We start from the raw sequence: 20688 nt of genomic DNA, 5'->3' as shown, positions 1-20688 counted from the left end.
TGACGAAGAGCGCCGTCAACTTCGTCTGCATCCACACGATACTCTGCCAAAATGGAACTACACAATTGCGCCAAATCCCCGAGCAACAGCAATCTACTCATAGCCAAAATGTGAACTTATTTTTGCGCGGGCCCTAAGGCCCCACTGCACCCAAGCCCTCCTGAGAGCCAGTATTCGCGGGGACTTGATTTATCCCGTCCTGAACTGGATTCAACGCAGCGGTGGCGTTTTTTGGTATAGAATGCGGGCCTTCGGAAGAGTAACCAGAGTAGGCATACCGTTACTTCCTCATTTTAGGAATCAGAGGAGATCTCATGACCGGCTTCGAGCGCCTTATCCGTTCTGTTCGCACTGTCCGCCGCATGTTTGCCTTGTGTGTGACCGCAGGTCTCGCGGTCGCAGGCCTTTTGGCGAGTTATTGGAGCCTGGCGCAAGAGACAGCGACATCCAAGCCGGAGGTCATCGAGCTTCGCGACTTTCTGTTGATCGGGCGGATTACTTCTCAAGGCCGCTCAGCGGTTCATGTCGATGCCGTCGAAGCTCAGATCGTCTCCGGGCGTTGGTCCGCGCCCAAGGCCGGCGACACGGTGACATTGGCGGACGGAACCACTCGGACCTGGCAGAAAGCCGCTGCCGGCCAGGATGGCTCGCTTGATTCACAAGCGTGGACCGGAGGCTATGCCTTCACACAAGTGGAAGTGCCGGCTGCGCGGGCGATGATCCTGGAAGCGTCCGGGCATGGCATGGTCTATGTCAATGGGGAGCCTCGAATGGGAGACCTTTACTCAACCGGATACGTGCGGCTTCCCGTCTTGCTCCATCCGGGCCCCAACGATTTCCTGTTCCTCTACGGCCGGGGAAAGATGAAAGCCAGATTGGTGGCCCCGAAATCGGTGGTCGCCCTCGATGCCGGCGACGCCACGTTGCCGGACTTGATCGCCGGTGAGAAGGTGCAGACCTGGGCCGCAGTCGTGGTCTTGAATGCCACATCCCAGCCGATGGTAGTGGGTCATTTTGAAAATGGGCGCTCTTGACTTTCGCTTCCTATCTGCGACAATGGGAGCATGATCCGCTCAAGCAAATTACCTAAAGACGCCAACCAGAGAGCCGCTGAGATTGTACGGCTCTCCACTGAAGAATCCGCACCAGAAAGCAAATCTGAACAGAACCCCGTCTCCGCCTATCTCTCGCAAATCGGACGCAAAGGGGGATTAAAGGGCGGGAAGGCTAGGGCTGCGAAGCTGTCGGCTGCGAAGAGGAAAGAGATCGCTAGGAAGGCAGCTAGCGCGCGATGGAAGACGCAATCTTAGAATTTTCACTCTTTGGGTACAGATGGTTCTGGAATAGTTAAGAGTTGCATACCCGACACTGGGGGTTGCCGTATTTTTGCCTGATTTGTTGTTTCGAAGTTTTCGATAACGCTGCCGATTGCGCTGTGGAGTGCTTTCAAATGCTCCCATGACATCATTATCGTAACGTGATCCCTGATTTTTGGCGCTTCTTCTGGGCTCCCGCCCATGATCGTGCCAAATGTAATAGAAACGTCATAAAAACTAGCACCCATGAATGCAGCGTTCGAATAAATAACTTTAAAATCTTCTGAGCGTTCATGTTCGACGTTTACAAGAGAGACTGGGGAAGACAGTTTGATTTCCATTGGCGATCCTCGCGTATTTGACCTGTTAATTCCACTCGCTGATGCACATCATTTGTTCTCTGTGGCAATTTCGGATCACAAGATTCCACGTTAACTTCTATAAATTGGGCAGTGCCAACAGCAATACAAATTTTATGCAACGCTCCCGGTGATTTTGAAAGAGGAAAGGCTTCCCAGTTGGGTATGGTCCTTCCTCCGGTCTGATTTAAAGCGTGAGTGCTTACTGGAGGAATCAAAAAGTCGGCATCATCATCTAGTCTCGTTACCGCAAAATCATCTTGCGAAAAGTCATTCTCCCAGTTCAACATCTCACTGAAAGAAACAAATTTAACTAGCAACCCGACCCTTAAAACAGATGCTAACCGGACAAGAGTTTCCAAGTTAAAATTAACGGCTCCGGGCATTTCCATCACTGAAATGCGGGATTGCTTCATTCCCGCCGCTTGTGCGAGATCCGACTGATGTGGCATGTCAGATTTAAGCCGTAGAGCTCGGATTTGTGCGGGAATTAGAGTACTTAGTTTTGCTTTTATGTAGGAGGCTCTAGATGCCTTGCTATCTCTAAGTCTAGATATTATTTTCGATCTTTCGCTCACGATAACCAGCCCTCTTTTCCTTGACTAATCTGGCCCTCTCATAAGCTAATTGTGTAGCATCTGGAGGCGTATAAACTCTGCCCTTATGATAACATCCGACTAAGAAAATCGCATGTTTGCGCAACTCGGCGAAGATTCCCATCAGGCGATATTGTTTCCTGTCGGCAACAAATCCTAATTCCCAAATTCTTTCTTTTCTTGGCTTTCCAGAAAGAAAACCCCTAGATCCTTGCCAATTCATTGGCAATTCGATTTTCTGGTTCATCTTCAACAAGGCATTAAGCTGAAACGTTGCGTCTTCAGATAGTTGCTGATACCAGTCATCGATCGGGTTGGATCCATTCTCATACTGAAAATCCCAAAACGTCCAATTACGATCCGATGGACAGCATATCATTTTTTTATTATATGTCAAGAGGATTCTGTTGACATTTCCATATCATTTATTTATTATATACATTCTGAAGGAAAAGGCCAGCAATCCAAAGGCGTTGAAACCTGAACTGCTGGCCTAAATGAACGGCGGGTTGGCTGAGTGGCCTATAGCTCCGGGCCGTAACCCCGGCAACGGCTTTCACCGTTCGTCCGTCCGAATCGGACACCCGCCGCCAATTAATATACGTCCGATGCGAAAAAAAGGCACGCATTGTGTCGATTTTTCTTGACAATGCTTGAGCCGTTCAAGCATAATAGCATTATGAATAAACTAAGCATAGACGAGAAAACAAGGATCATCGGGGCTCTGGTAGAAGGCAATTCCATCCGCGCCACTTGCCGCATGACCGGACACAGCAAGGGCGCAGTCCTAAAGCTCTTGGTTGAAGTTGGAAAGGCCTGCTTGAAGTTTCAGGATGAAAAGCTTCGGAATATCCGCTCCAGGCGCGTTCAATGCGATGAGATCTGGAGTTTCGTTTATGCGAAGCAAAAGAACGTTCCCCTTCCTCTCAAAGGTCATTTTGGAATTGGTGATGTTTGGACCTGGACTGCCTTGGATGCCGATTCGAAACTTATGATCAGTTGGGCTATTGGTCCCCGTGACGGCGATACCGCTTATGAGTTCATGAGGGATCTGGCCGACCGTTTGGCAAACCGAGTGCAACTCACTACGGACGGTCACAGGGTCTATTTGGATGCCGTAGAGGGTGCCTTTGGTTCTCAGATCGATTATGCCATGCTGGTGAAGATCTACGGGGCAGTTCAGGAAGAAACGCGCTACAGTCCGGCAGAATGCATCGGATGCAAAACCGAGCGGATCATGGGAGATCCTGATCGGAAGCACATTTCCACGAGCTTTGTGGAACGGCAGAACCTAACCATGAGGATGAACATGCGCCGGTTTACGCGGCTCACAAATGCGTTCTCCAAAAAGCTTGAAAACCACGTGGCGGCTATTTCGCTGCATTACATGTATTACAACTTCGTGCGGATTCACCAAACTCTGCGCGTGACTCCTGCGATGGAAGCGAGATTGATGGAAAGTCCGATGGAGATCCGAGAGATTGCGCTTTTGACGGAGAAGTATTAGAATCGCGGAGAAACTGTAAAACCCGACGGGCATCGGGTTTCAAAAACGTGGACGCAAATCTACGATAAAGGAGATTTGTGTCTATGTCAACCGTCCACTCTGTTACCTCCGATGTTCCCTCGTTAAAACACGAAGCCATTGAAGATAGGATCGACCCTCATCAATGGAGGGTTGAATGTTTGGATTTATCAACCGGAGATGTTTACGTAGCATTATTTTGCGGTCCAATCGCCAAGGAAAGGGCACTGGAATACGCAGACTTCAAAAACCGCTCCATCGACTAACCTACACCTGTATTATGATTTGATCGATACAGGTTTGTGGTTTGCGATGCCAACCGCCAGTGCTACCAGCATGCCATGTTCCCGCCTGCAGGGAAATATGCATGAGTTTGCCTACCTCCATACATTTCCAATCTCCACCCGGAGGAAGACCTTTTGAAGTGCTACCGCCGAATTGAAAAGAAAGAACGCGCATGACCCCGTTTTTCCATCCGAGGATGTGAGGACACATCTCTCTCGGGTAATTTTCATAGACCGCCTTTATTTGCAGTCGCTCTTTTATTGCTTTGGCGATCAGTTCTTGGTTTGTGGGCATGATTCGCTCCATCGCTTGTCATTGAGGTGCGGCCCACGATATTACTCCCAAACCCCAAAATCTCAAAATGACCCACTACCCAGCCGATGGAACAATTGACAATCACCGCTTCTTATGCTCAGGCCCCGCCAACGCAGACCCCCTTGCCCAGAATCCCGCCTTTCAGCGAGCGAAAAATCGGATTCCAATTGAGGGGGCCTGCCGTCGCGGCCGTCGACAAACTCCCGGTCGAACTCAGACTGATGGTGACGGAGGCAGGCCGGACGCGGACGATGGATACGGCCGGGCTCAACCTCCGTGTGCGTCAACCCTCTCAGACCTACAAGCAGACATTCATCAGCGGCATCGACGGCAGCGTGCAGTATTACGCCGTGAACCCGGCACAGCCGGCGGTGCCCTCCTCAACGGCATCCGGCGCGAGGGCCAAGGCGGATGGCACACCGGCGCTCTTTCTCACCCTGCATGGGGCCGGTGTTGAAGCCATCGGCCAGGCTGGTGCCTACAACGGCAAATCCTGGGGCTACATTGTTGCGCCTACCAATCGCAGACCCTACGGATTCGACTGGGAAGATTGGGGGAGGCTGGACGCCCTCGAGGTGCTCGACCTCGCTCGCAAACGGTTGCAAACCGACCCTCAGCGGACCTACCTGACAGGTCACTCCATGGGCGGGCACGGGGTCTGGATCCTTGGAGCAACGTTCCCCGATCGTTTCGCCGCCATCGGCCCCAGCGCCGGATGGATCAGCTGGGCGACTTATGGCAGGGCAACACGTGATGCCCAGACGGGTGCGGTCCAGGAGATGCTGCAGCGAGCCTCGGCGCCCAGTGACACAACATCTCTCATGCGCAACTACGCCCAGCTGGGCGTGTATATTCTGCACGGCGCCGCCGACGACAACGTCCCCGTGGCGCAAGCCAGGACCATGAACCAGAACCTGAGCAGTTTCCACCGGGATTTCGTTTTCCACGAGCAACCGGGAGCCGGCCACTGGTGGAATGTCTCCGACGAGCCGGGAGCTGCCTGTGTCGATTGGCCGCCGATGTTCGACTTCTTCGCCCGGCACACGCTTCCCGGCAATTCGAGCATCCGCAAAGTGGAGTTCGTCACTGCAAATCCGGGCGTATCTGCGTGGTCCCATTGGGTGGGCATCGAGGCCCAAATCCACCCGCTCAAGCCCAGCTCGGTCAGCATTCAATATGATCCGGGGCATCGGCGTTTTGCCGGTACCACCGAAAACGTCGCCCGATTGTCCTTCCGCCTCGACCATGTTCCGCCAGGGAAACCGATTCTGGTCGAACTGGACGGCCAGAAGATCGACGGCATCGCCTGGCCCACTGGCGCGCCGCAGATCTGGTTGAAGCGGGAAAGCGATAAGTGGGCTCCGATAACTCAGCCATCCATGGCGTTGAAAGGACCGCAGCGCTACGGCCCTTTTAAGGAAGCCTTTCGCAATCGGATCATCATGGTTTACGGCACTCACGGGTCGCCGGAGGAGAACGCCTGGGCGTTCGCCAAGGCACGCTACGACGCGGAACAATTCTGGTACCGTGGGAACGGTTCGCCGGATGTGATCCCTGATGTCCGGTTCCAGGCGGCGGCAGAGCCTGACCGCGACGTGATCCTGTACGGCAACGCCCAGACCAACTCTGCCTGGAGCCAGTTGCTGGCCGACAGCCCGGTACAGGCGGGAGGAGGATCCATCCGCATCGGCCGGCGCGAGGAGAAAGGGGAAGATCTGGCGTGCCTGTTTCTGCGTCCGAGGCCGGGAAGCAATCGCGCGTCCGTCGCCGTAGTAACAGGATCGGGCATCGCTGGGATGAGGCTCACCGATCGACTGACCTACTTCAGCTCCGGCGTCTCCTACCCTGACTGGATTATTCTCGGACCGGATATCCTGACCCGGGGCAGCGCCGGCATCAGAGCGGCAGGCTTCTTCGGAGCCGACTGGAACGTGGACTCGGGCGAGTTCGCCTGGCGCCAGTAAGCAACCCGCGACGCAAGAAGGAAACCGGGGGCCTTTTCGAAATGCGACTGCTGCCGGCCGTCTTTACTCGGGGTTCTGGATCGCCGACACGTTGTCGATGACTCCCAAGCCACGGCCGTCGGTCGCGATCCCCGGCATGTTGTCGCGCGGGTGAACCCGGAGATCCCAGAAGGCTGCGTTCGGAAGCCCTGAACCTGCAATGGCAATCACGAGTCTTTCTTGGTTTCCTCCGCCCGCTTGGTGGCTTCGAGGCCTTCGAACGGATCCAATCCCAGGAGTTCCCTGATCTCGGCTTCCATCGTCCTTTCGGCTCCGGGCCCATAGCCGATGTGGCGAAAAACCATCTTGCCGTCGGCATTCAGCAGCAGGTTGGTCGGCGTGCCCGAGACGCTGTAGTTGACGCGGGCATAATCAGAGGCATCTACCACTAGCACCGGAAAAGTGTACTTGCCCTTGGCACGCCACGCGGGTATTTCCCCGTTCTGGCCCGGAGTGACGTTGATGGAAACCATGGCAAAACCCTGATAGAGATGCTGCAGGCGTTGCCCGGGATTGAGTATCAGCCAGAAGGTGCGACCAGTTGCCGGATCTTTCTTCCAGCAACGCCAGCCGGCGATTGGTTTCTTCCGGTTGGCTCCAGCCTCCTAGTGCAACGAACAAACCTGTTAAGCCCGTCCGTCACTCGTCTGCCGATGTTCAAGGTCACGCTAACTACAGCGACCGATATGCAATTTGACAGAATGCCCGCAAGCCGTCAACAATATTTTTTCAAAGAAAGTTTTCCACAAGATATCTGTCCCGACACATGAGAGATACGGTTTTGCATTTTTTTACAATAGTTTCCGCTATTGGAAACCTTAATTTTTCCGCATGACATCATGGACTGTAAGCTATTCAGATTACAGCAGATGCATCCTTACAACAGCATGCGTGTTCTCCATGGCGGCCTTTGCATTTTCGAAGCAGTCCCTCATGCGCGGGGCGCGCACCCAAGCGCATGAAAACTTGCACATGATTTTTAGAGCTCCTTTGAGATCTTTGAGCCTTGGAGGTGAGCCCACCTCGAAGGCTCAAAGTACTCGAAGAATCCCCAAGCGCCACGGCTATTTTCGGAGCAGTTGTTCATGCGCCGGGACGCATGTTAGCAGGCTTTTTAAAGGGAGCCATTTTCAGCGGAATATTTTGGGACCAGTTCTGATTCTGACACACCACCGCGGCCCTTCCTACCAGATTCGGGTTTGGGGTCGCTACCTCCAGAATCTTAAAATGCGCATTCTGTCGACTTGCACCGTCGCTCCAGCCTATGAATGCAATCAGACTTGAAAACCATGCTACAGGATCGAGGATCTGGACACACTACTAGCAATCTCTGCAGGTGTTCATGTTCAGGACTCGGTCATCGGAATCACGCCGGAGGCCCAATCGAATCTATCCGTCCCGCTCTTGAGCACGAAGGCCAATGGCCGGGAAATCGGGCTCACTATGGTAAAAGAAATCCTGAATCGGTATGGTTTCGAGTTTTCGCTCGAGAGTCGCCCCGGCGATCCCACTCGATTCACGATCCGCTTTAACGAAGTGGCCGCCGAGGCTGGAGCTAATATGCGCACACCGTTTGGCGATTCCCTGGCATGATCGCAACCTGAACGAGGTTTCGCTTGCCGAATACGCCGACAGATCCCTGCTCTGCGCGGCGCGCACATGACGCCCTCGATCAAGTCATGGCTCAAGCAGGAATGGCTTCATGGTTGCCCACTGATCCTTCCAGGCAACCGGGATAAGATGCTGGGATACCTCAGGTGGAAAATCGGCTGCCATCAGCGCTCTCTTGTCCGGCTGCAAGTTGTAAAGCATGAAAGGAAGCACAAGATACGGCGGTCCGGTATGTTTTTGGCTATGCTCCACTATCTGATTCATCAATCTCGCGTGTTCCTCGTCCGGTATCCGGAGGCTTTCGAGCCACGCAAACGTGAAGTGCTCCTCCTCGATTTGAACGTGCGGGCGCCACAGGGCAATCATTCTCTCCAGCGCCCGGTCCAGTCGCCGGAATCCCTCCGACATGCTCCCTTCATCGCACATGGCCACTGCCGCATCGATCTCCTTGAGAACAGGAACGATCTGCTGGTGCTGCATCATCAACAGATCAAAAGGCGCCTCCCGCAGCTTGTTTCGAAAACATGGGAATGCAAGCTCGTCTTCCGTGAGATGGTGGCCGTGGATGATCGAGGAAAGCGCTCGAACATAATTCAGGAAGCCTTCCCGTGTCGAAGCGTCTGATGAAGCCTCGCAGAGCGGCTTTACGCTGGTGAGTGCCACTTCCAGGCCGCGAGTCACTGCCGCATGAATGCAGAGGAGACTCGCAACCACATTTGGTTTTGATTGTCCGGTCATGTGGAAACCTCCTGTGTACGCGAAAAGCGGGCCGAAATGCGGAACTGCTCCTAATTTGTTTTACCGCACACGGGTAGGTTGGACAAGATCTGATACAGTAACGCGACGGCGACCAGCACCAATGACTGCGCAATATTGCGCTGACAATGAGGACAAGCCGGATGCTGAGTCCCCGCATTCCCGTTTCCTCTCGAGGTGGTTGTGCTGTCTGTTCCTTCGGTCACCTGCACGTATTGTCGCGATACCGGAGAAGTGAACGCAAGCGGCCGGATCCCCTGGGATGCTCCGCCAGTTCTACGAGTAGCGCGTATTTCGGGCCGGTGGCTGGTTATCCCAATCCAAATTTCCACAAGCCCGTCGGGACAACGGGGCAGCCTGCAACTGCCCGCAATCCACATAACTGCTTCCGATAGGAAGTCGCAATTCTGGACACTTCGATCACTCGCGGCGCAATGCCGCCACGGGATCGCTACTCGCCACCCGCCGAGCCGGTATATAACTGGCTCCACTCGCCACAACGGCCAGCAGCATTGCGGCCGTCAGGATGGATGCCGGATCCGTGGTGCTCACTCCATAGAGCCGGCTGGCGGTCAGGCGCGCAAGCGCCAGGGCCGCTGCGGCACCAATGCCAATCCCGGCAAACGTCAAGGTCAGACCCATTCCCAGAACCAGCTTCAGGATGTCGCGCGATTCCGCTCCCAAGGCCATTCGGACGCCGATTTCACGCGTGCGCTGACCGACCGCTTGGGAAATGACACCGTAAAGCCCGATGGACGCCAGGAACATTGCGGCCGCCGCAAAGACGCTAACCAGCGTGGCTATGATGCGCTGGTCAAGGAGTTCGGCGTCCAGATGTTCGGCGAAAGTGCCGGCGGCGTAAACTGGCAGGTTTGCGTCAAGCGCGTTCACTTCGCGCCGCAGTGTCCCAATAAGGCTCTTGGGCTGTGAAGCGCGGACGTGCAGCACCATCTCCGGCCGATAGTGCTGGCCGATCGGCAGGTACAGCAAGGGAAGCGGCTTTTGGTCGAGGCCGCGGAACTTGCTGTCCCCGGCCACGCCGATGATCTGAAGCCAGGGCCCGATGCCCATGCCGGCAAGGCGCAGCCTTCTGCCCAATGCGATTTCCCCCGGCCAGAAGCTGCGTGCCATGGTCTCGTTGATGATGGCCACACCCGGAGCGCCCACGCCATCCAGGGAGGTAAACTCGCGACCCTGAAGAAAAGGAATTTGCATCGTTGCGAAATAGCTCGGGCCGACGATGTTTGAATCCACCTCAAGCGGAAACTTATCAGAATGCGATTCGTGGCCCTCGCGCTGGATACGTGTCGAGTTGTGTGCCCCGATGGGGATCGTTTGCGCCACGCTCGCGGACTCGACGCCGGGAACCGACGCTGCCCGGTCGAGCAGCTGGTGGTAGAACAACCGGCCTTGGTCCGGCGAATAGCCTCGAGTACCGAGATCTACCGACAACAGGAGCAGGCGATCACTCTGAAATCCAAGTTCGGTTCCCTGGTAATTGCGCAGGGTCTTTAGAAACAGCCCCGAGCCCACCAGGAGCACCATAGAAAGCGCCACCTGAAAAATGACCAGAGACCGGGATGCGGAACCATGGCGACGCGGAGCCGTCGAGGCCTCACCTTTCAGAATGGGGAGCAAGTCGAGCCGCGATGCCTGCAAGGCCGGCGCCAGCCCGAAAATCACGGCCGTCAGGATCGAGAGGATGAGCGTGAACAGGAGCACGCGGGAATCCGGAGCCACGTCAAGGGTCCAGCCAGTCGGTAGGAGCAGGAGTACGAGCCTGCTCGACCAGAAAGCCAGCAGCAGTCCGACCACGGCGCCCAGCAGCGAGAGAAGCACGCTTTCGGTCAGAAGCTGGCGGATGAGCCGGCTCCGATCCGCGCCCACCGCGAGGCGCACGGCGATTTCCCCACGCCGCGCCGAGGCGCGTGCCAGCAGCAGGTTGGCCACGTTCGCGCAGGCAATCAGCAAAACCAGACCCGCAACGACAAACAGCAATCCAAAAAAACTCATGTCGTTCCGGTCCAGTGTGGCCAGGCCCGTGGCCGGCTTAACGTCGACACGCCAGTTCTGGTCGTTGTGATAAGCCTGATCAAGGTGGACCGAAATGGTTCTGATCTCTGCCTGCGCCTGCTCAAGCGTGCGGCCGGATTTGAGCCGGCCGATGACAGCGAACCAGTCCGACCCGCGTTCGTCGAGCAGTTTCGGGCGGTCCGGCATCACCAGCGGCTGCATCGGGATAGGAACCCAGACATCGATCGGCACCGCCCAGTCCGTGAGATTGAAGTCCTTCGGCGTGACGCCCACCACCGAGTACGCTTGCCCGTTCAGCAGCAGCGGTCTTCCCAGGAGTTCAGGATTACTTCCGAAACGCCGCCTCCAGAAGCTGTAGCTCACGACAGCCACAGGTGTCTTCTCGCCAGGTAAGAAAGTGCGGCCCAAAACAGGCTTCACGCCCAGAATGGAGAAGAAGTTTTCCGAAACGATTGCCCCTGTGAGCCGTTCGGCGCCGTCGACGCCCCGCCAGTTGAGCGACGCGCTCCTGGAGATCACCAGGCCCGAAAAGACGGTGTTCTCCTGTTGATAATCGAGGTAATCCGGATAGGAAACAGAACCAAACAGTCGGTGGGTGCGCAGCCACACCAGGTGCTGCGGATCGCTGACACCGGGCCAATTTCGCCAGGCAACCGCATTGAGGACGCTGAAAATGCAGGTGTTGGCGCCGATGCCCAGCGCAAGAGTCACTAGGACGACGGCAGTGAAACCCGGACTCTTGGCAAGCATTCGGAATGCGTGACGTAGGTCTTGCCAGAAACCGTACACTGGATCTCGCCGCTCAGTTCATGTTCACGAAATTGCGTAACAGGACATTAATTTAATAAAAGGGCACGTCCTTTTAAATGCCATCCCATAGCTCTTGATCACGATCACTGAGACTCGAAGGCGCCTGGCGTATTTTCGGAGGGAATCTGTAATTTCACAACCCGGCGGGATCCGGCGCTCGTTGCCCGGGATTGAGTATCAGCCAGAAGGTGCGACCAGTTGCCGGATCTTTCTTCCAGCAACGCCAGCCGGCGATTGGTTTCTTCCGGTTGGCTCCAGCCTCCTAGTGCAACGAACAAACCTGTTAAGCCCGTCCGTTACTCGTCTGCCGGTGTTCAAGGTCACGCTAATTGCAGCGACCGATGTGTAATTTGACAGAATGCGCACAGGCCGTCAACAGTATTTTTCCATGAAAAGTTTTCCACAAGATATCTGTGCCGAGGGATAAGAGATACGGTTCTGAAATTTTTTTCCATAGTTTCCAATAGTGGAAACCCATCTTTTTCTGTTTTTTTCGATGGCCTTAATCATTGCGTATTCAAGCAGATACGACGTTTTAAAGAGAAAGCCGAGGGGCGGACAGGCTTGTGATTCCCGGCGTCGTGGGGGCAGGTTGCGAAAGTCTGACGCAAACGCCGAGACGCCGGTACGCCGGGGGAAAAGCGGGCATGATGCTGGCTTGTGTGACGGAAAATGCCGTGAGTCAAATGCTAATTTCCTATATCGGCGGCATCCGCTCTCGGCTTGCTATCCATCGTGAGCTGGAAGTAACATAAGCGCATCGAAAAAAATGGCGTTGGAGCGCGCATATGAAAGGTGAGTACGACCGTGTCGCCCGTAAAGCGAGTTCAAGAGATCTCCGGTCAGGCAGAGCCGCCAGGCCCATGATTCTTCTTTCGGGGCTTTTGTCGATCGTGGCGGCCGCTTTTGCCGTGCCGCGCGAAGCGCCCCGACAAGTTGTTACGGGACACGCTGACTCTTGGTTCACTGCTCGATAGCGAAAACCCGGCCAACGAATTCCGCGTCGTCCACGGCGAATTCGCCCGCGACCCCGACTATCGGGATTGGCAGCGGCTGGACCTCACCGACGACGTTTTCGCCCGAGGCTACTATGTCCACACTTTCAACCGGCTCCTCCCCTGGGAGACTTATTTTGGGGAACATCCCGAGTACTTCGCGTGGATGAACGGCAAGCGGATCAAGGACCAGCTCTGCCTGAGCCGCCTCGAGGTCCTGGAAATCGCGATCGCGCGGCTCAAGGCGGAAATGGCGGCTCAACCGGACAAGAAAATCTGGTCCGTGAGCCAGAATGACAATTTTTCCTACTGCCAGTGCGACGACTGCAGGAAGATCATCGCGGAGGAAGGCTCGGCTGCCGGGCCGATCATCCGGTTCGTCAACGCCGTGGCGGCGCGGTTTCCGGACAAGATCATCTCGACGCCGGCCTATCAGTACTCGCGCCAGGCCCCGCGGATCACCAGGCCGGCAGCCAACGTCCAGATCATGCTCTGCACGATCGAGCTCAATCGCAGCCTGCCCATTGCCGAGGGGACAAAGCAGTTGCCGGACTGGCATCCTTCCGCCGGCGGCGCCTCCTGGGTCTTCGTCGACGAGATCGTCGCCCGGTAACGATACCGCTTGCGCAGGAAGCTCGGCGGGTACGGGCTCCGGCCCGTGCAGTCATGAGAAAGTCAGGGCCCGCGACAGGCGGCTCGGACTCATTCTTTCAGGGTAAAACGCCAGCGACAGTAAGTGTCGCCGGTCGGGTCCGGTGGACAGGCCAGGCATTCCGTCTGGATGCGCGGATCGACGGCCCTGGCAAACTCCGTAAACTCGACGATACCCACAGACTTGCACGGGAAGTCAGGCAGCCCTTTGCGGCGGCGAGTCGACTGCACCCGGCACTCCACCATGCGGAATTCCAGCACGCCGTCCTCGGTCCAGGTCGATGCCTGCTTGTTGATCATGGCATAGAGACGGTAGTTCAGCGCTTTCTCGAGCGCTTGCAGGCCGCCACCCGCTGGAATGGCAAATGCCTCCATGATGCGACGGGCCTCGGCAACCGCAAAGCGCCGCCAGGATTCCCGGTCGAGATCGATGGCAGCATCCAAGCCGAGCTTTTCCTCCGCCGCCAGAAACCAGGAGCCGTCGTGTGCCAGCCAGTTCTTGGCAAAGACATCCAGCAGCCGGACCAGATCCTCGCGGGACATCCGCCCCACATCAACCATTCCTGCCTCCCGACCGCAATTTCGGATGCTCAGCAGCCCGGGATATGCGTCCGCAAGACTGCCCCGCCTCGATGCTATCCGGCCAGCAACTGCCGGATCGTACCCAGAAAGTCTTCCATATTGTAAGGCTTTTCAAACGTCGCGGCTGCTCCGAGGAGTTTGGCGACTTTAAGCACGTCCATCTTCAGACGAGCTCCGCCGCCTGAAACGGCGATGAGCTTAAGGTCCGGAAACCGCTGGCGCAGCTCCTTGAGAGCCTCGAGCCCGTCCATCTCCGGCATCAGAATATCGCTGATGACCAAGTCGGCCGGCGCATTGCAGTAGAGCCTCACCCCGGCCCTTCCGTTGGCGGCCGTGATCACTTCATAGCCGTTGCGCTCCAGAACCATGCGCAACATTTCAGTGATTCCCTCATCATCGTCTATGACCAGAATGCGTGCCATGCCACCCCACTCAGGATTTTTCTCTGTAAAGCCAGGCTCCCACGATGGCTGCAATCGGGAGTTCGAAGAATTCCCAAACGACAGCGTAGAGAAGCAAACGGCGCGGGAAGAGATGCATCGGAAGCGCTGACGCCGTCGGATACAGAACGGCCAGCACCCAAACGATCAAGCCCGCGCTGATCGCAGTCAGGGGGCCCGCCCCGAACCTGGGACGGATGGCCGCATACACATACACCGCGAGAATACCGAGTATAAAGCAAAGGATAACGAAGAACGTCGGGGGCTGATCGGTCAGGGGTGGACGGTTGAGAGCCTGCATTGCCTCCGTCCAGAGGTTCCCGAGAATCGGCATGTTGAGCACAAACTCGCCGATGTTGATGATCAACCCTGCAACCAGACCGCCGAGAATAACGCGTCCCATGTTGATCTTTCCCATACCAAGCCTCCTCAGCTCGGACGAAAAACCTGTCCTCACATAAAACGCATAATTATAAGATTCGCCTGTTGTCTGGAGAGCCAATCTAGCACAAAAGACGCTGCGGCGATCGAAAGTCAGTCAAAAAACTTGTTGCGGATTCTGTCCGGATTCCTGTTCGCGCCTTTCCAGTCGCTAAAATCGAGGTTGAGCGCTCGCTCGCCGTAAAGACCGGCATGAGCAGGTTGTTCTGGCAGATAATCGTGTAGCGGTTGCACTCACCCGCCCGCTTCGTCATCGCTCAAAACAGGGTTTTGAAAACAATGACAAATGGGGCGGCTATCAGGCTGAAAACAAGCAAGACCAACAACAGGACGGGGAGTCCCACCAGAACCAGCGGAATTGCGGCCGCTGCGAACGTAATCCCAATGATCAGTATGGGTATGCCGATCAACAGCGCCAGCAAAACCTTGAGGATTCCAAATCCGATCTTGATCGGAAGAAAGATCAGGGCGATCAGGGCTTTGATCGCGAGCACCGCGATCCCGACCACAAGCAGAACCAGAAATAATCCTCCAAGCGCGAGCATGTCATCACCTCCCGAATTTCATTCCATTAATACGCATACGATGAGAAATTGGTTCAAACCGCATAACTGGAAGAGCATTCAGCACTTTGCTAAAATCTTACTGCGCTCGGAGTGGCTCACGTTGAGAATAAAACGCCGCTTCACTTTCGGGGCTCTGTTCTGGTGACGCTGTCACCCCCTGGTTCGTTACGTGCAGGCGACAGGGGGACCGGGGGTGATCAGCGTGTCAATTCGCAGGAAGGAAGTAAGGAGGCTGTAAAATAAGCTATGGACGACGGCGGGGAAAAGGATGGACTCAAACTGGCCACATTCGGCGCCGGATGCTTCTGGTGTGTGGAGGCAATTTTCCAGGGGCTGAGTGGCGTCAAAAAAGTGATCTCCGGGTTTGCCGGAGGGCAGGCCGACCAGCCCACGTACGAGCAGGTTTGTACGGGAACCACCGGGCACGCGGAGGTATGCCAGATCACTTACGATCCGCAAAAGATCTCCTACGACGAGCTGCTGGAGGTCTTCTGGAAGACCCACGATCCTACCACCTGGAACCGCCAGGGGAACGACATCGGGACGCAGTACCGCTCGATGGTTCTCTACCACGATGAGGAGCAGAAGAGGCTGGCCGAGAGCTACAAGGCGAAGCTGGATCGTGAGCACATCTGGAATCGTCCCATCGTGACGGAAATCGTCCCGCTCAAGAGGTTCTGGCCTGCCGAAGACTATCACCAGAACTACTACCGCACCAATCCCCGCAGAAGTTATTGCGCTACGGTCATCACCCCCAAGGTGGAGAAGTTCAAAAAAGTGTTCAAGGACAGACTTATCCAGAAGTAACACCGTCCAGGAAATCGATTCAGAACTTAAAAAGGAAGCTGGTGATAAACGCCGTATCGTTCTTCTTTATGGTCGGATTAGGCGTCACGTTCTTGTAGTCGTCGAGAAACTCGACCTTCACCTGCACACGTCGGGTGATGGAGGTTGCCATAGCGATGCCGGCATGGTAGAGCGCATCACTGAAATCGCTTGTTTTCCAAAGCCCCGTGAGGACCTGGGTAATCGTTGTCGTATCCGACAACTTGAACGAATAGGATTGTCCGGCATTAATAGTGCCGCTGGCCTTGACGTCCAATCCCGTGTCTTTCTCCCAGACGCCGCCGGCTCCGCCGCTCACAGTGAATGTATTCCTGTCCGTTGCATACAGCTTGGCGCCAAGGCCGCCCTGGGGATTGATGAGATAGCTGATGTCCTTGAAAGGGTCCCTCATATATGCCAAGGCACCGTAAACAAAAAGCCTCCTGGACAGGCTGTAATCGTCCCTGAATCCGAGCGACAGGCGGTCTGTTGTGGTCACGCTGTTTGCGTTCGACCTCAGGTAAACAGCGTTAGCCTTGATGATGTTTTTGGTCTTGGGATCCCGCGTCAAATCGAAAGTGAGATTGAAATTTACGGTATCGGTATTCCCGCCTGTGACCGCAAGGCCTGCTCCAAAGGATCCCGTGTAAACCTTGGGTGGCACAGCCGGGGCTTGTGCCTGGGCAGCAGCGGGGATTGAGAAAGCCGTCAGATATAACACCAGAACAGCACACAACGCGTTTTGTTTCATGGATTTTCCCCCTCAATATCAGGTTGCTTTCCTGACCGAGCCGCATTTGCGGCGCAGCAGCCTTCCCGGTTCCTGCTGAGTAACGCAATTCTCGCAGGCGGAATCCGGGACCGCAACTGATTCTTACCCGCGGTCCCAACGGCCCTTGCTGCGCAGACTGTCGACTTCCTGCCGGGCCAGTTCGCTGAGGCGCACGTAGTCGATCTTCGCGGCACGATTGAGCGGCATCTGGCCGGGCTCGAGAAGCACATAGTGAAACGGCCGCATGTAGGAAGCCAGGGTGCGGGCATGATGCTTGAGCGTGCCGACAGAGAGGTCGGCCCCAGGCTTTTTCTCCACGAACACTACGATCGCCTCCGACAGGAGCCGGTGTTCGGCTCCTACGGCCCCGCAAGCCGCGACCATTTCGTGCAGGGCGCAGAAGTGACTCTCAACGTCACCCGGAAAGACCTGATAGCCGGCCGGCTTGATCACCCACTTGGCGCGGCCGGAGAAATGAAGACCTTCGTCATCTTTCCAGCCCAGGTCGCCGGTGTACAGATAGCCATCGGCGGACACCGTTTTCGCAGTGGATGCGGGATCGTTCACGTAACCTAGGAATGTCTGAGGGCCGCAAAAGCAGATATTGCCGACCTCGCCCTCGGGCAGCGGATCCCCGGCGGCTCCATCCTCCTTCATCTCCCGGCGGATGGACATGGCAAACACGGGCATGTCGTGCCCAAGTCCGGCCATGACCTCATCGACGGATGGGGTCATAGGCGTATAGGTGCAAAAGCCTGCGGTTTCCGTCAAGCCGAGTCCGGTGGCCATCATGGGCGCCATTTGCGCCATGCGCTCGAGAAACTGGCGCGATACCTGCTGGCCTCCATATACTACTTTGCGCAGGCTCGAGAGATCATACCCGCTGAATTCCGAAAGCCGCCATTCGAACTGGAACATGGAGGGGACTTGCCCAAGCATCGTCACACCGTATTTTTGAACGGCATCGAGCGATTTGGCGGGATCGTAAGCCTGGAGTGTGACCACGGTCCCGCCCCAGTACAGCGCAGTCATGAGCACTTCGGCCTGTCCCCCGACATGCGAGGGGGGCAGGTTGAGAAGTATGCGTTCCTCCGCAAATCCGAAGCCGGAACCCAGGCACATGTTCTGGCAGGTGATATTCCGATGGGAAAGCAGAGCAGCCTTCGGCGAACCGGTGGATCCAGTGGTGAAAATGACCTGAGCCCCGTCATTCTCCCCCACGGCAGCCATAGCCTCGGCAAATGCGGACTGCAGACTTGAAGAAGGCGGGCTCGGGCCTTTCGCGATCATCTCTGCCAGATCGGCTTGCGCAAACCAATGCTCAATCCACGGGCAGTTGGCTTTTGCCGCTGATGCCAGGTCGGGGACGAGGTACGCAAAACCCTTCGGCTTGAGCATTTCGAGGCATCGAACCACTTCCGGGGCGCGCAGGCGGAGATCCAGCGGAACGTGGATTACGCCCGTCTTGAAACAGGCATACTCGAGAAAAATGTGCTCGAGCGACATGGGCAGCGCTGCGGCAAGGAAATCGCCTTTGCGGAAGCCCAGCCGGAACAGAGCGAGGGCGAGGTCCGTAGAAACCCGATCCAGGGTGAGCCAGTCGACGGCCTGCCCGCGATCATAGCTGATGATCGCCGGATCATGTGGCTTGCGGCCGGCCCACCATGCAATGACCTGATGCAGGAGATGCCGCCCGGCAAAATCCCGCTCGAAATTCTCCCGCGTGCATTGCGGCACACCTCGATGGGCAGGAATCATGCCAGCAAAATAGCACAATCGCACCTCAAAAATCTCAACGCAGGGTGCGGAGATCGCATGGGAAAGATCCATGAGAGCCCCAAGCTGAATTATTCATGAAGCAGAAGCGCGCACCCGTGAAAAGCAACAAAATTGGACGCGGATAAACACCGACCAAGACCGGACGGTCGGCGTCGGTCGGCGTTTTTCCGCGTCCCCAACCGCATTTTGGACGCACATTCATGAGTAATCCGGGCTAAATCTCTCTCTGCGATTTCCACGCGCTCTTCGCTGAGATTTTTGCGATGAGGCCAGGCCTCCGGAGTACTCAATGGCGCACTGGTCTTCTAGATCCACTTGATCACAGGATCCTTTTTCACCGGAGATTTTGGCGATTCCTTGGCATAGCCGAGAAGGATGGGGCCGTAGATCTTCTCGTCTGCTTTGAGTTCAAGTCCCTTCACGATCTCCGGATTGTCGGTGACCAGGGAACCGAACTTGACCCAGCAACTTCCGAGGCCCAGCGACTTCGCCACGAGCATCATGTTCTGGCAGGCCATGGGGCATGCATCCGCGGCATTCGGACCGGCGCCGATCACAAAAACCATCGCCGGAGCACCGTAATAGATGGGATCCGCCAGCTCGGCATATCGTCTGAGGATCAGCTCATAACGCTGGGGGTTGACCGGCTTGACGTTGTCCTCGAGATACTTCTTGGAATTGGGAATTGCAGTCTCGAGCAGCTTCTTCTTGAAACCCGGATCCTCCACCACCACAAAGCGCCACGGCTGAGTGTTCATCCCGGAAGGTGCCCGGTTGGCGGCGTCGATGATTGTGCCCAGAATATCCTTGGGTATTGCTTTGGTCTCGTACGATCTGATGGACCTGCGGCTCTTGATGACTTCTATCACTGGATTCATGACGTCCTCACATGCTGTATGGTTTTCGTCCCTAAGACCGCACAGTGCGGGAACAGATTGTACACCGGGCCGGAGAAGATTTGCATGATGCGATCGCACGTAAACAAAAACCACGAAACACACGGAAAGAGTTTTCCAGGGACTCGTGCATTTCGTGGTTGTAAGGTTTCGGTCCCGAATCTGCGGCTACGACGTCCCTCCTCTCTTTTCAACGGTCAAATCGTTGGTGACGCTGAAAATGCCGGGCATCCGATTGGCGATTATCCCGGCGACATCCTTGTCCGCCTCTGTCGCCACGATCCCGACCAGAGTGACCCGGCCATTTTTCACGATAATATGGATCGGCGGCACCGCCCGAAGCGCGTATCGATCCAGCTGATCGTTGGAGAAAATGGCACGATACAAGGCAACGCGGATCCTGTCATCCATTGGGGAGGGAGGCAGAACCTCGATGTGGTCCACGACCCTTTCCACACCGGCCAGCTTGCGCACAGTGTTTACGGCGTCGCTCCTCAAAGTCGGACGCGTCACCTCGCCGGACAGAACAACCGTATTGTCGTCCCTGATTTCAAACTCCAGATCATCGAATACGCTGAAATAGGGGAGCATCACCAGTTGATGCCTCACCTCCCGCTCCAAGCCAACGCTCGTCGCTTTCGGATGATTCCGGTCGGAACCGCGCGCCGGCAGAGCAACAGTGAGTCCAATGACCACCAGCATTGCCAGCACGGCGGCAGGAATCGCCGACACCAGGTTACTTTTTCGCACTCGCATTTGATCTCCTCCTTATCCTTCGCCTTCGCGCGCCAGTGCGTGATTTGAAGGCTATTGGATTAGATATAAATGATGCAACAAAGTTTCATTTATCCCATAAAGGGCCGCGACTACATCACTTGTGGGAACAGTCCCTTATGCACCGGAGAGGCCCCCCTGCGTATGAAAAACACCTCGGGCCTCCAAAGTGGCTCGTGATCAGAATCGGGATCGCAATCGCTATCGCGATCGCTATCGGCTTTTGCCGGTTGAGGATTCCGATTGCGATCCCGATTCCGATTTGTCCCGGTTCGAAGCAAATCACGCGGCCGTGGTCTCCAAGGAACTTCCTTTGAGGCAGGGAGTCTAATCAGCCGGCGCTGAATTGCCGCGCAC

Annotated in this window: 22 protein-coding genes and 1 tRNA gene; 7 read left to right on the top strand and 16 right to left on the bottom strand. The window is 56.0% G+C overall.

From position 1 onward, the window contains the following. The first annotated feature begins 314 nt into the window (after window positions 1-314). A complete protein-coding gene (locus LAP85_25895) occupies window positions 315-1034 on the top strand; it encodes a hypothetical protein (protein ID MBZ5499847.1) in 720 nt (239 codons plus the stop codon). A 281-nt stretch (window positions 1035-1315) separates the two neighbouring features. On the opposite strand, the gene LAP85_25890 is transcribed toward LAP85_25895, so the two are convergent. The 3 genes from LAP85_25890 to LAP85_25880 all read right to left on the bottom strand — a co-directional run bounded on the left by LAP85_25890 (window position 1316) and on the right by LAP85_25880 (window position 2668). Continuing rightward, complete coding sequence (locus LAP85_25890) at window positions 1316-1657, bottom strand: DUF3467 domain-containing protein (protein ID MBZ5499846.1); 342 nt, start codon at window positions 1655-1657, stop codon at window positions 1316-1318. Beyond that, window positions 1621-2091, bottom strand: coding sequence for a hypothetical protein (locus LAP85_25885; GenBank protein ID MBZ5499845.1), 471 nt, complete (start codon window positions 2089-2091; stop codon window positions 1621-1623). The genes LAP85_25890 and LAP85_25885 overlap by 37 nt, the downstream gene beginning before the upstream one ends. A gap of 133 nt (window positions 2092-2224) precedes the next feature. Beyond that, complete coding sequence (locus LAP85_25880) at window positions 2225-2668, bottom strand: hypothetical protein (protein MBZ5499844.1); 444 nt, start codon at window positions 2666-2668, stop codon at window positions 2225-2227. A gap of 106 nt (window positions 2669-2774) precedes the next feature. On the opposite strand from LAP85_25880, the gene LAP85_25875 reads away from it, so the two are divergent. Both LAP85_25875 and LAP85_25870 read left to right on the top strand, forming a co-directional pair. Then, window positions 2775-2864, top strand: a tRNA-Tyr gene (locus LAP85_25875). Between the two features lie 86 nt (window positions 2865-2950). Further along, window positions 2951-3778 (top strand): IS1 family transposase, encoded by an 828-nt coding sequence (locus LAP85_25870; GenBank protein MBZ5499843.1) that lies wholly within the window; start codon window positions 2951-2953, stop codon window positions 3776-3778. Window positions 3779-4063: 285 nt separating this feature from the next. On the opposite strand, the gene LAP85_25865 is transcribed toward LAP85_25870, so the two are convergent. Then, window positions 4064-4375 (bottom strand): hypothetical protein, encoded by a 312-nt coding sequence (locus LAP85_25865; GenBank protein MBZ5499842.1) that lies wholly within the window; start codon window positions 4373-4375, stop codon window positions 4064-4066. 143 nt (window positions 4376-4518) lie between these two features. Between LAP85_25865 and LAP85_25860 the strand changes: the two genes are divergently transcribed. Continuing rightward, window positions 4519-6360: a prolyl oligopeptidase family serine peptidase gene (locus LAP85_25860; GenBank protein MBZ5499841.1), complete on the top strand. Its 1842-nt coding sequence runs from the start codon at window positions 4519-4521 to the stop codon at window positions 6358-6360. A 63-nt stretch (window positions 6361-6423) separates the two neighbouring features. Here the strand turns inward: LAP85_25860 and LAP85_25855 are convergent, their stop codons facing one another. Together LAP85_25855 and LAP85_25850 are read right to left on the bottom strand one after the other, a co-directional pair. Then, window positions 6424-6570 carry a hypothetical protein gene (locus tag LAP85_25855; protein MBZ5499840.1) on the bottom strand — a complete coding sequence of 49 codons (147 nt, stop codon included), beginning with the start codon at window positions 6568-6570 and terminating at the stop codon, window positions 6424-6426. Continuing rightward, window positions 6567-6872 (bottom strand): hypothetical protein, encoded by a 306-nt coding sequence (locus LAP85_25850; GenBank protein ID MBZ5499839.1) that lies wholly within the window; start codon window positions 6870-6872, stop codon window positions 6567-6569. The genes LAP85_25855 and LAP85_25850 overlap by 4 nt, the downstream gene beginning before the upstream one ends. A gap of 826 nt (window positions 6873-7698) precedes the next feature. Here LAP85_25850 and LAP85_25845 point away from each other — a divergent pair. Then, window positions 7699-7992, top strand: a complete 294-nt coding sequence (locus LAP85_25845) for an ATP-binding protein (protein MBZ5499838.1) — start codon at window positions 7699-7701, stop codon at window positions 7990-7992. Window positions 7993-8076: 84 nt separating this feature from the next. Here the strand turns inward: LAP85_25845 and LAP85_25840 are convergent, their stop codons facing one another. Both LAP85_25840 and LAP85_25835 read right to left on the bottom strand, forming a co-directional pair. Next, window positions 8077-8748: a hemerythrin domain-containing protein gene (locus LAP85_25840; protein ID MBZ5499837.1), complete on the bottom strand. Its 672-nt coding sequence runs from the start codon at window positions 8746-8748 to the stop codon at window positions 8077-8079. Window positions 8749-9186: 438 nt separating this feature from the next. Further along, the gene (locus tag LAP85_25835; protein MBZ5499836.1) at window positions 9187-11550 is read right to left on the bottom strand and encodes an ABC transporter permease; all 2364 of its coding nucleotides are present in this window, start codon (window positions 11548-11550) and stop codon (window positions 9187-9189) included. Between the two features lie 966 nt (window positions 11551-12516). On the opposite strand from LAP85_25835, the gene LAP85_25830 reads away from it, so the two are divergent. Next, a complete protein-coding gene (locus LAP85_25830; protein ID MBZ5499835.1) occupies window positions 12517-13218 on the top strand; it encodes a DUF4838 domain-containing protein in 702 nt (233 codons plus the stop codon). A gap of 89 nt (window positions 13219-13307) precedes the next feature. On the opposite strand, the gene LAP85_25825 is transcribed toward LAP85_25830, so the two are convergent. The 4 genes from LAP85_25825 to LAP85_25810 form a co-directional block, all read right to left on the bottom strand. Continuing rightward, on the bottom strand, window positions 13308-13817 hold the full coding sequence (locus LAP85_25825) for a DUF6125 family protein (GenBank protein MBZ5499834.1): 510 nt from the start codon (window positions 13815-13817) through the stop codon (window positions 13308-13310). A 74-nt stretch (window positions 13818-13891) separates the two neighbouring features. Further along, on the bottom strand, window positions 13892-14260 hold the full coding sequence (locus LAP85_25820; protein MBZ5499833.1) for a response regulator: 369 nt from the start codon (window positions 14258-14260) through the stop codon (window positions 13892-13894). A 10-nt stretch (window positions 14261-14270) separates the two neighbouring features. Next, window positions 14271-14696, bottom strand: coding sequence for a hypothetical protein (locus tag LAP85_25815; GenBank protein MBZ5499832.1), 426 nt, complete (start codon window positions 14694-14696; stop codon window positions 14271-14273). Between the two features lie 280 nt (window positions 14697-14976). Beyond that, a complete protein-coding gene (locus LAP85_25810; protein ID MBZ5499831.1) occupies window positions 14977-15264 on the bottom strand; it encodes a hypothetical protein in 288 nt (95 codons plus the stop codon). Between the two features lie 267 nt (window positions 15265-15531). Here LAP85_25810 and msrA point away from each other — a divergent pair, with 267 nt between their 5' ends. Beyond that, window positions 15532-16092: a peptide-methionine (S)-S-oxide reductase MsrA gene (gene msrA, locus LAP85_25805; GenBank protein MBZ5499830.1), complete on the top strand. Its 561-nt coding sequence runs from the start codon at window positions 15532-15534 to the stop codon at window positions 16090-16092. 19 nt (window positions 16093-16111) lie between these two features. Here the strand turns inward: msrA and LAP85_25800 are convergent, their stop codons facing one another. From LAP85_25800 to LAP85_25785, 4 genes are all read right to left on the bottom strand, one after another. Next, window positions 16112-16861: a DUF481 domain-containing protein gene (locus tag LAP85_25800; protein MBZ5499829.1), complete on the bottom strand. Its 750-nt coding sequence runs from the start codon at window positions 16859-16861 to the stop codon at window positions 16112-16114. A 123-nt stretch (window positions 16862-16984) separates the two neighbouring features. Continuing rightward, the gene (locus LAP85_25795; protein ID MBZ5499828.1) at window positions 16985-18712 is read right to left on the bottom strand and encodes an acyl--CoA ligase; all 1728 of its coding nucleotides are present in this window, start codon (window positions 18710-18712) and stop codon (window positions 16985-16987) included. Between the two features lie 254 nt (window positions 18713-18966). After that, complete coding sequence (locus LAP85_25790; protein MBZ5499827.1) at window positions 18967-19539, bottom strand: nitroreductase family protein; 573 nt, start codon at window positions 19537-19539, stop codon at window positions 18967-18969. 186 nt (window positions 19540-19725) lie between these two features. After that, a complete protein-coding gene (locus LAP85_25785; GenBank protein MBZ5499826.1) occupies window positions 19726-20259 on the bottom strand; it encodes a BON domain-containing protein in 534 nt (177 codons plus the stop codon). Window positions 20260-20688 lie beyond the last annotated feature (429 nt).

This window comes from Terriglobia bacterium (genome assembly GCA_020072565.1).
Classification (GTDB): domain Bacteria; phylum Acidobacteriota; class UBA6911; order UBA6911; family UBA6911; genus JAFNAG01.
Note: the sequence above shows the minus strand (reverse complement) of the source record. Positions and strands in the feature narration are given on the sequence as shown.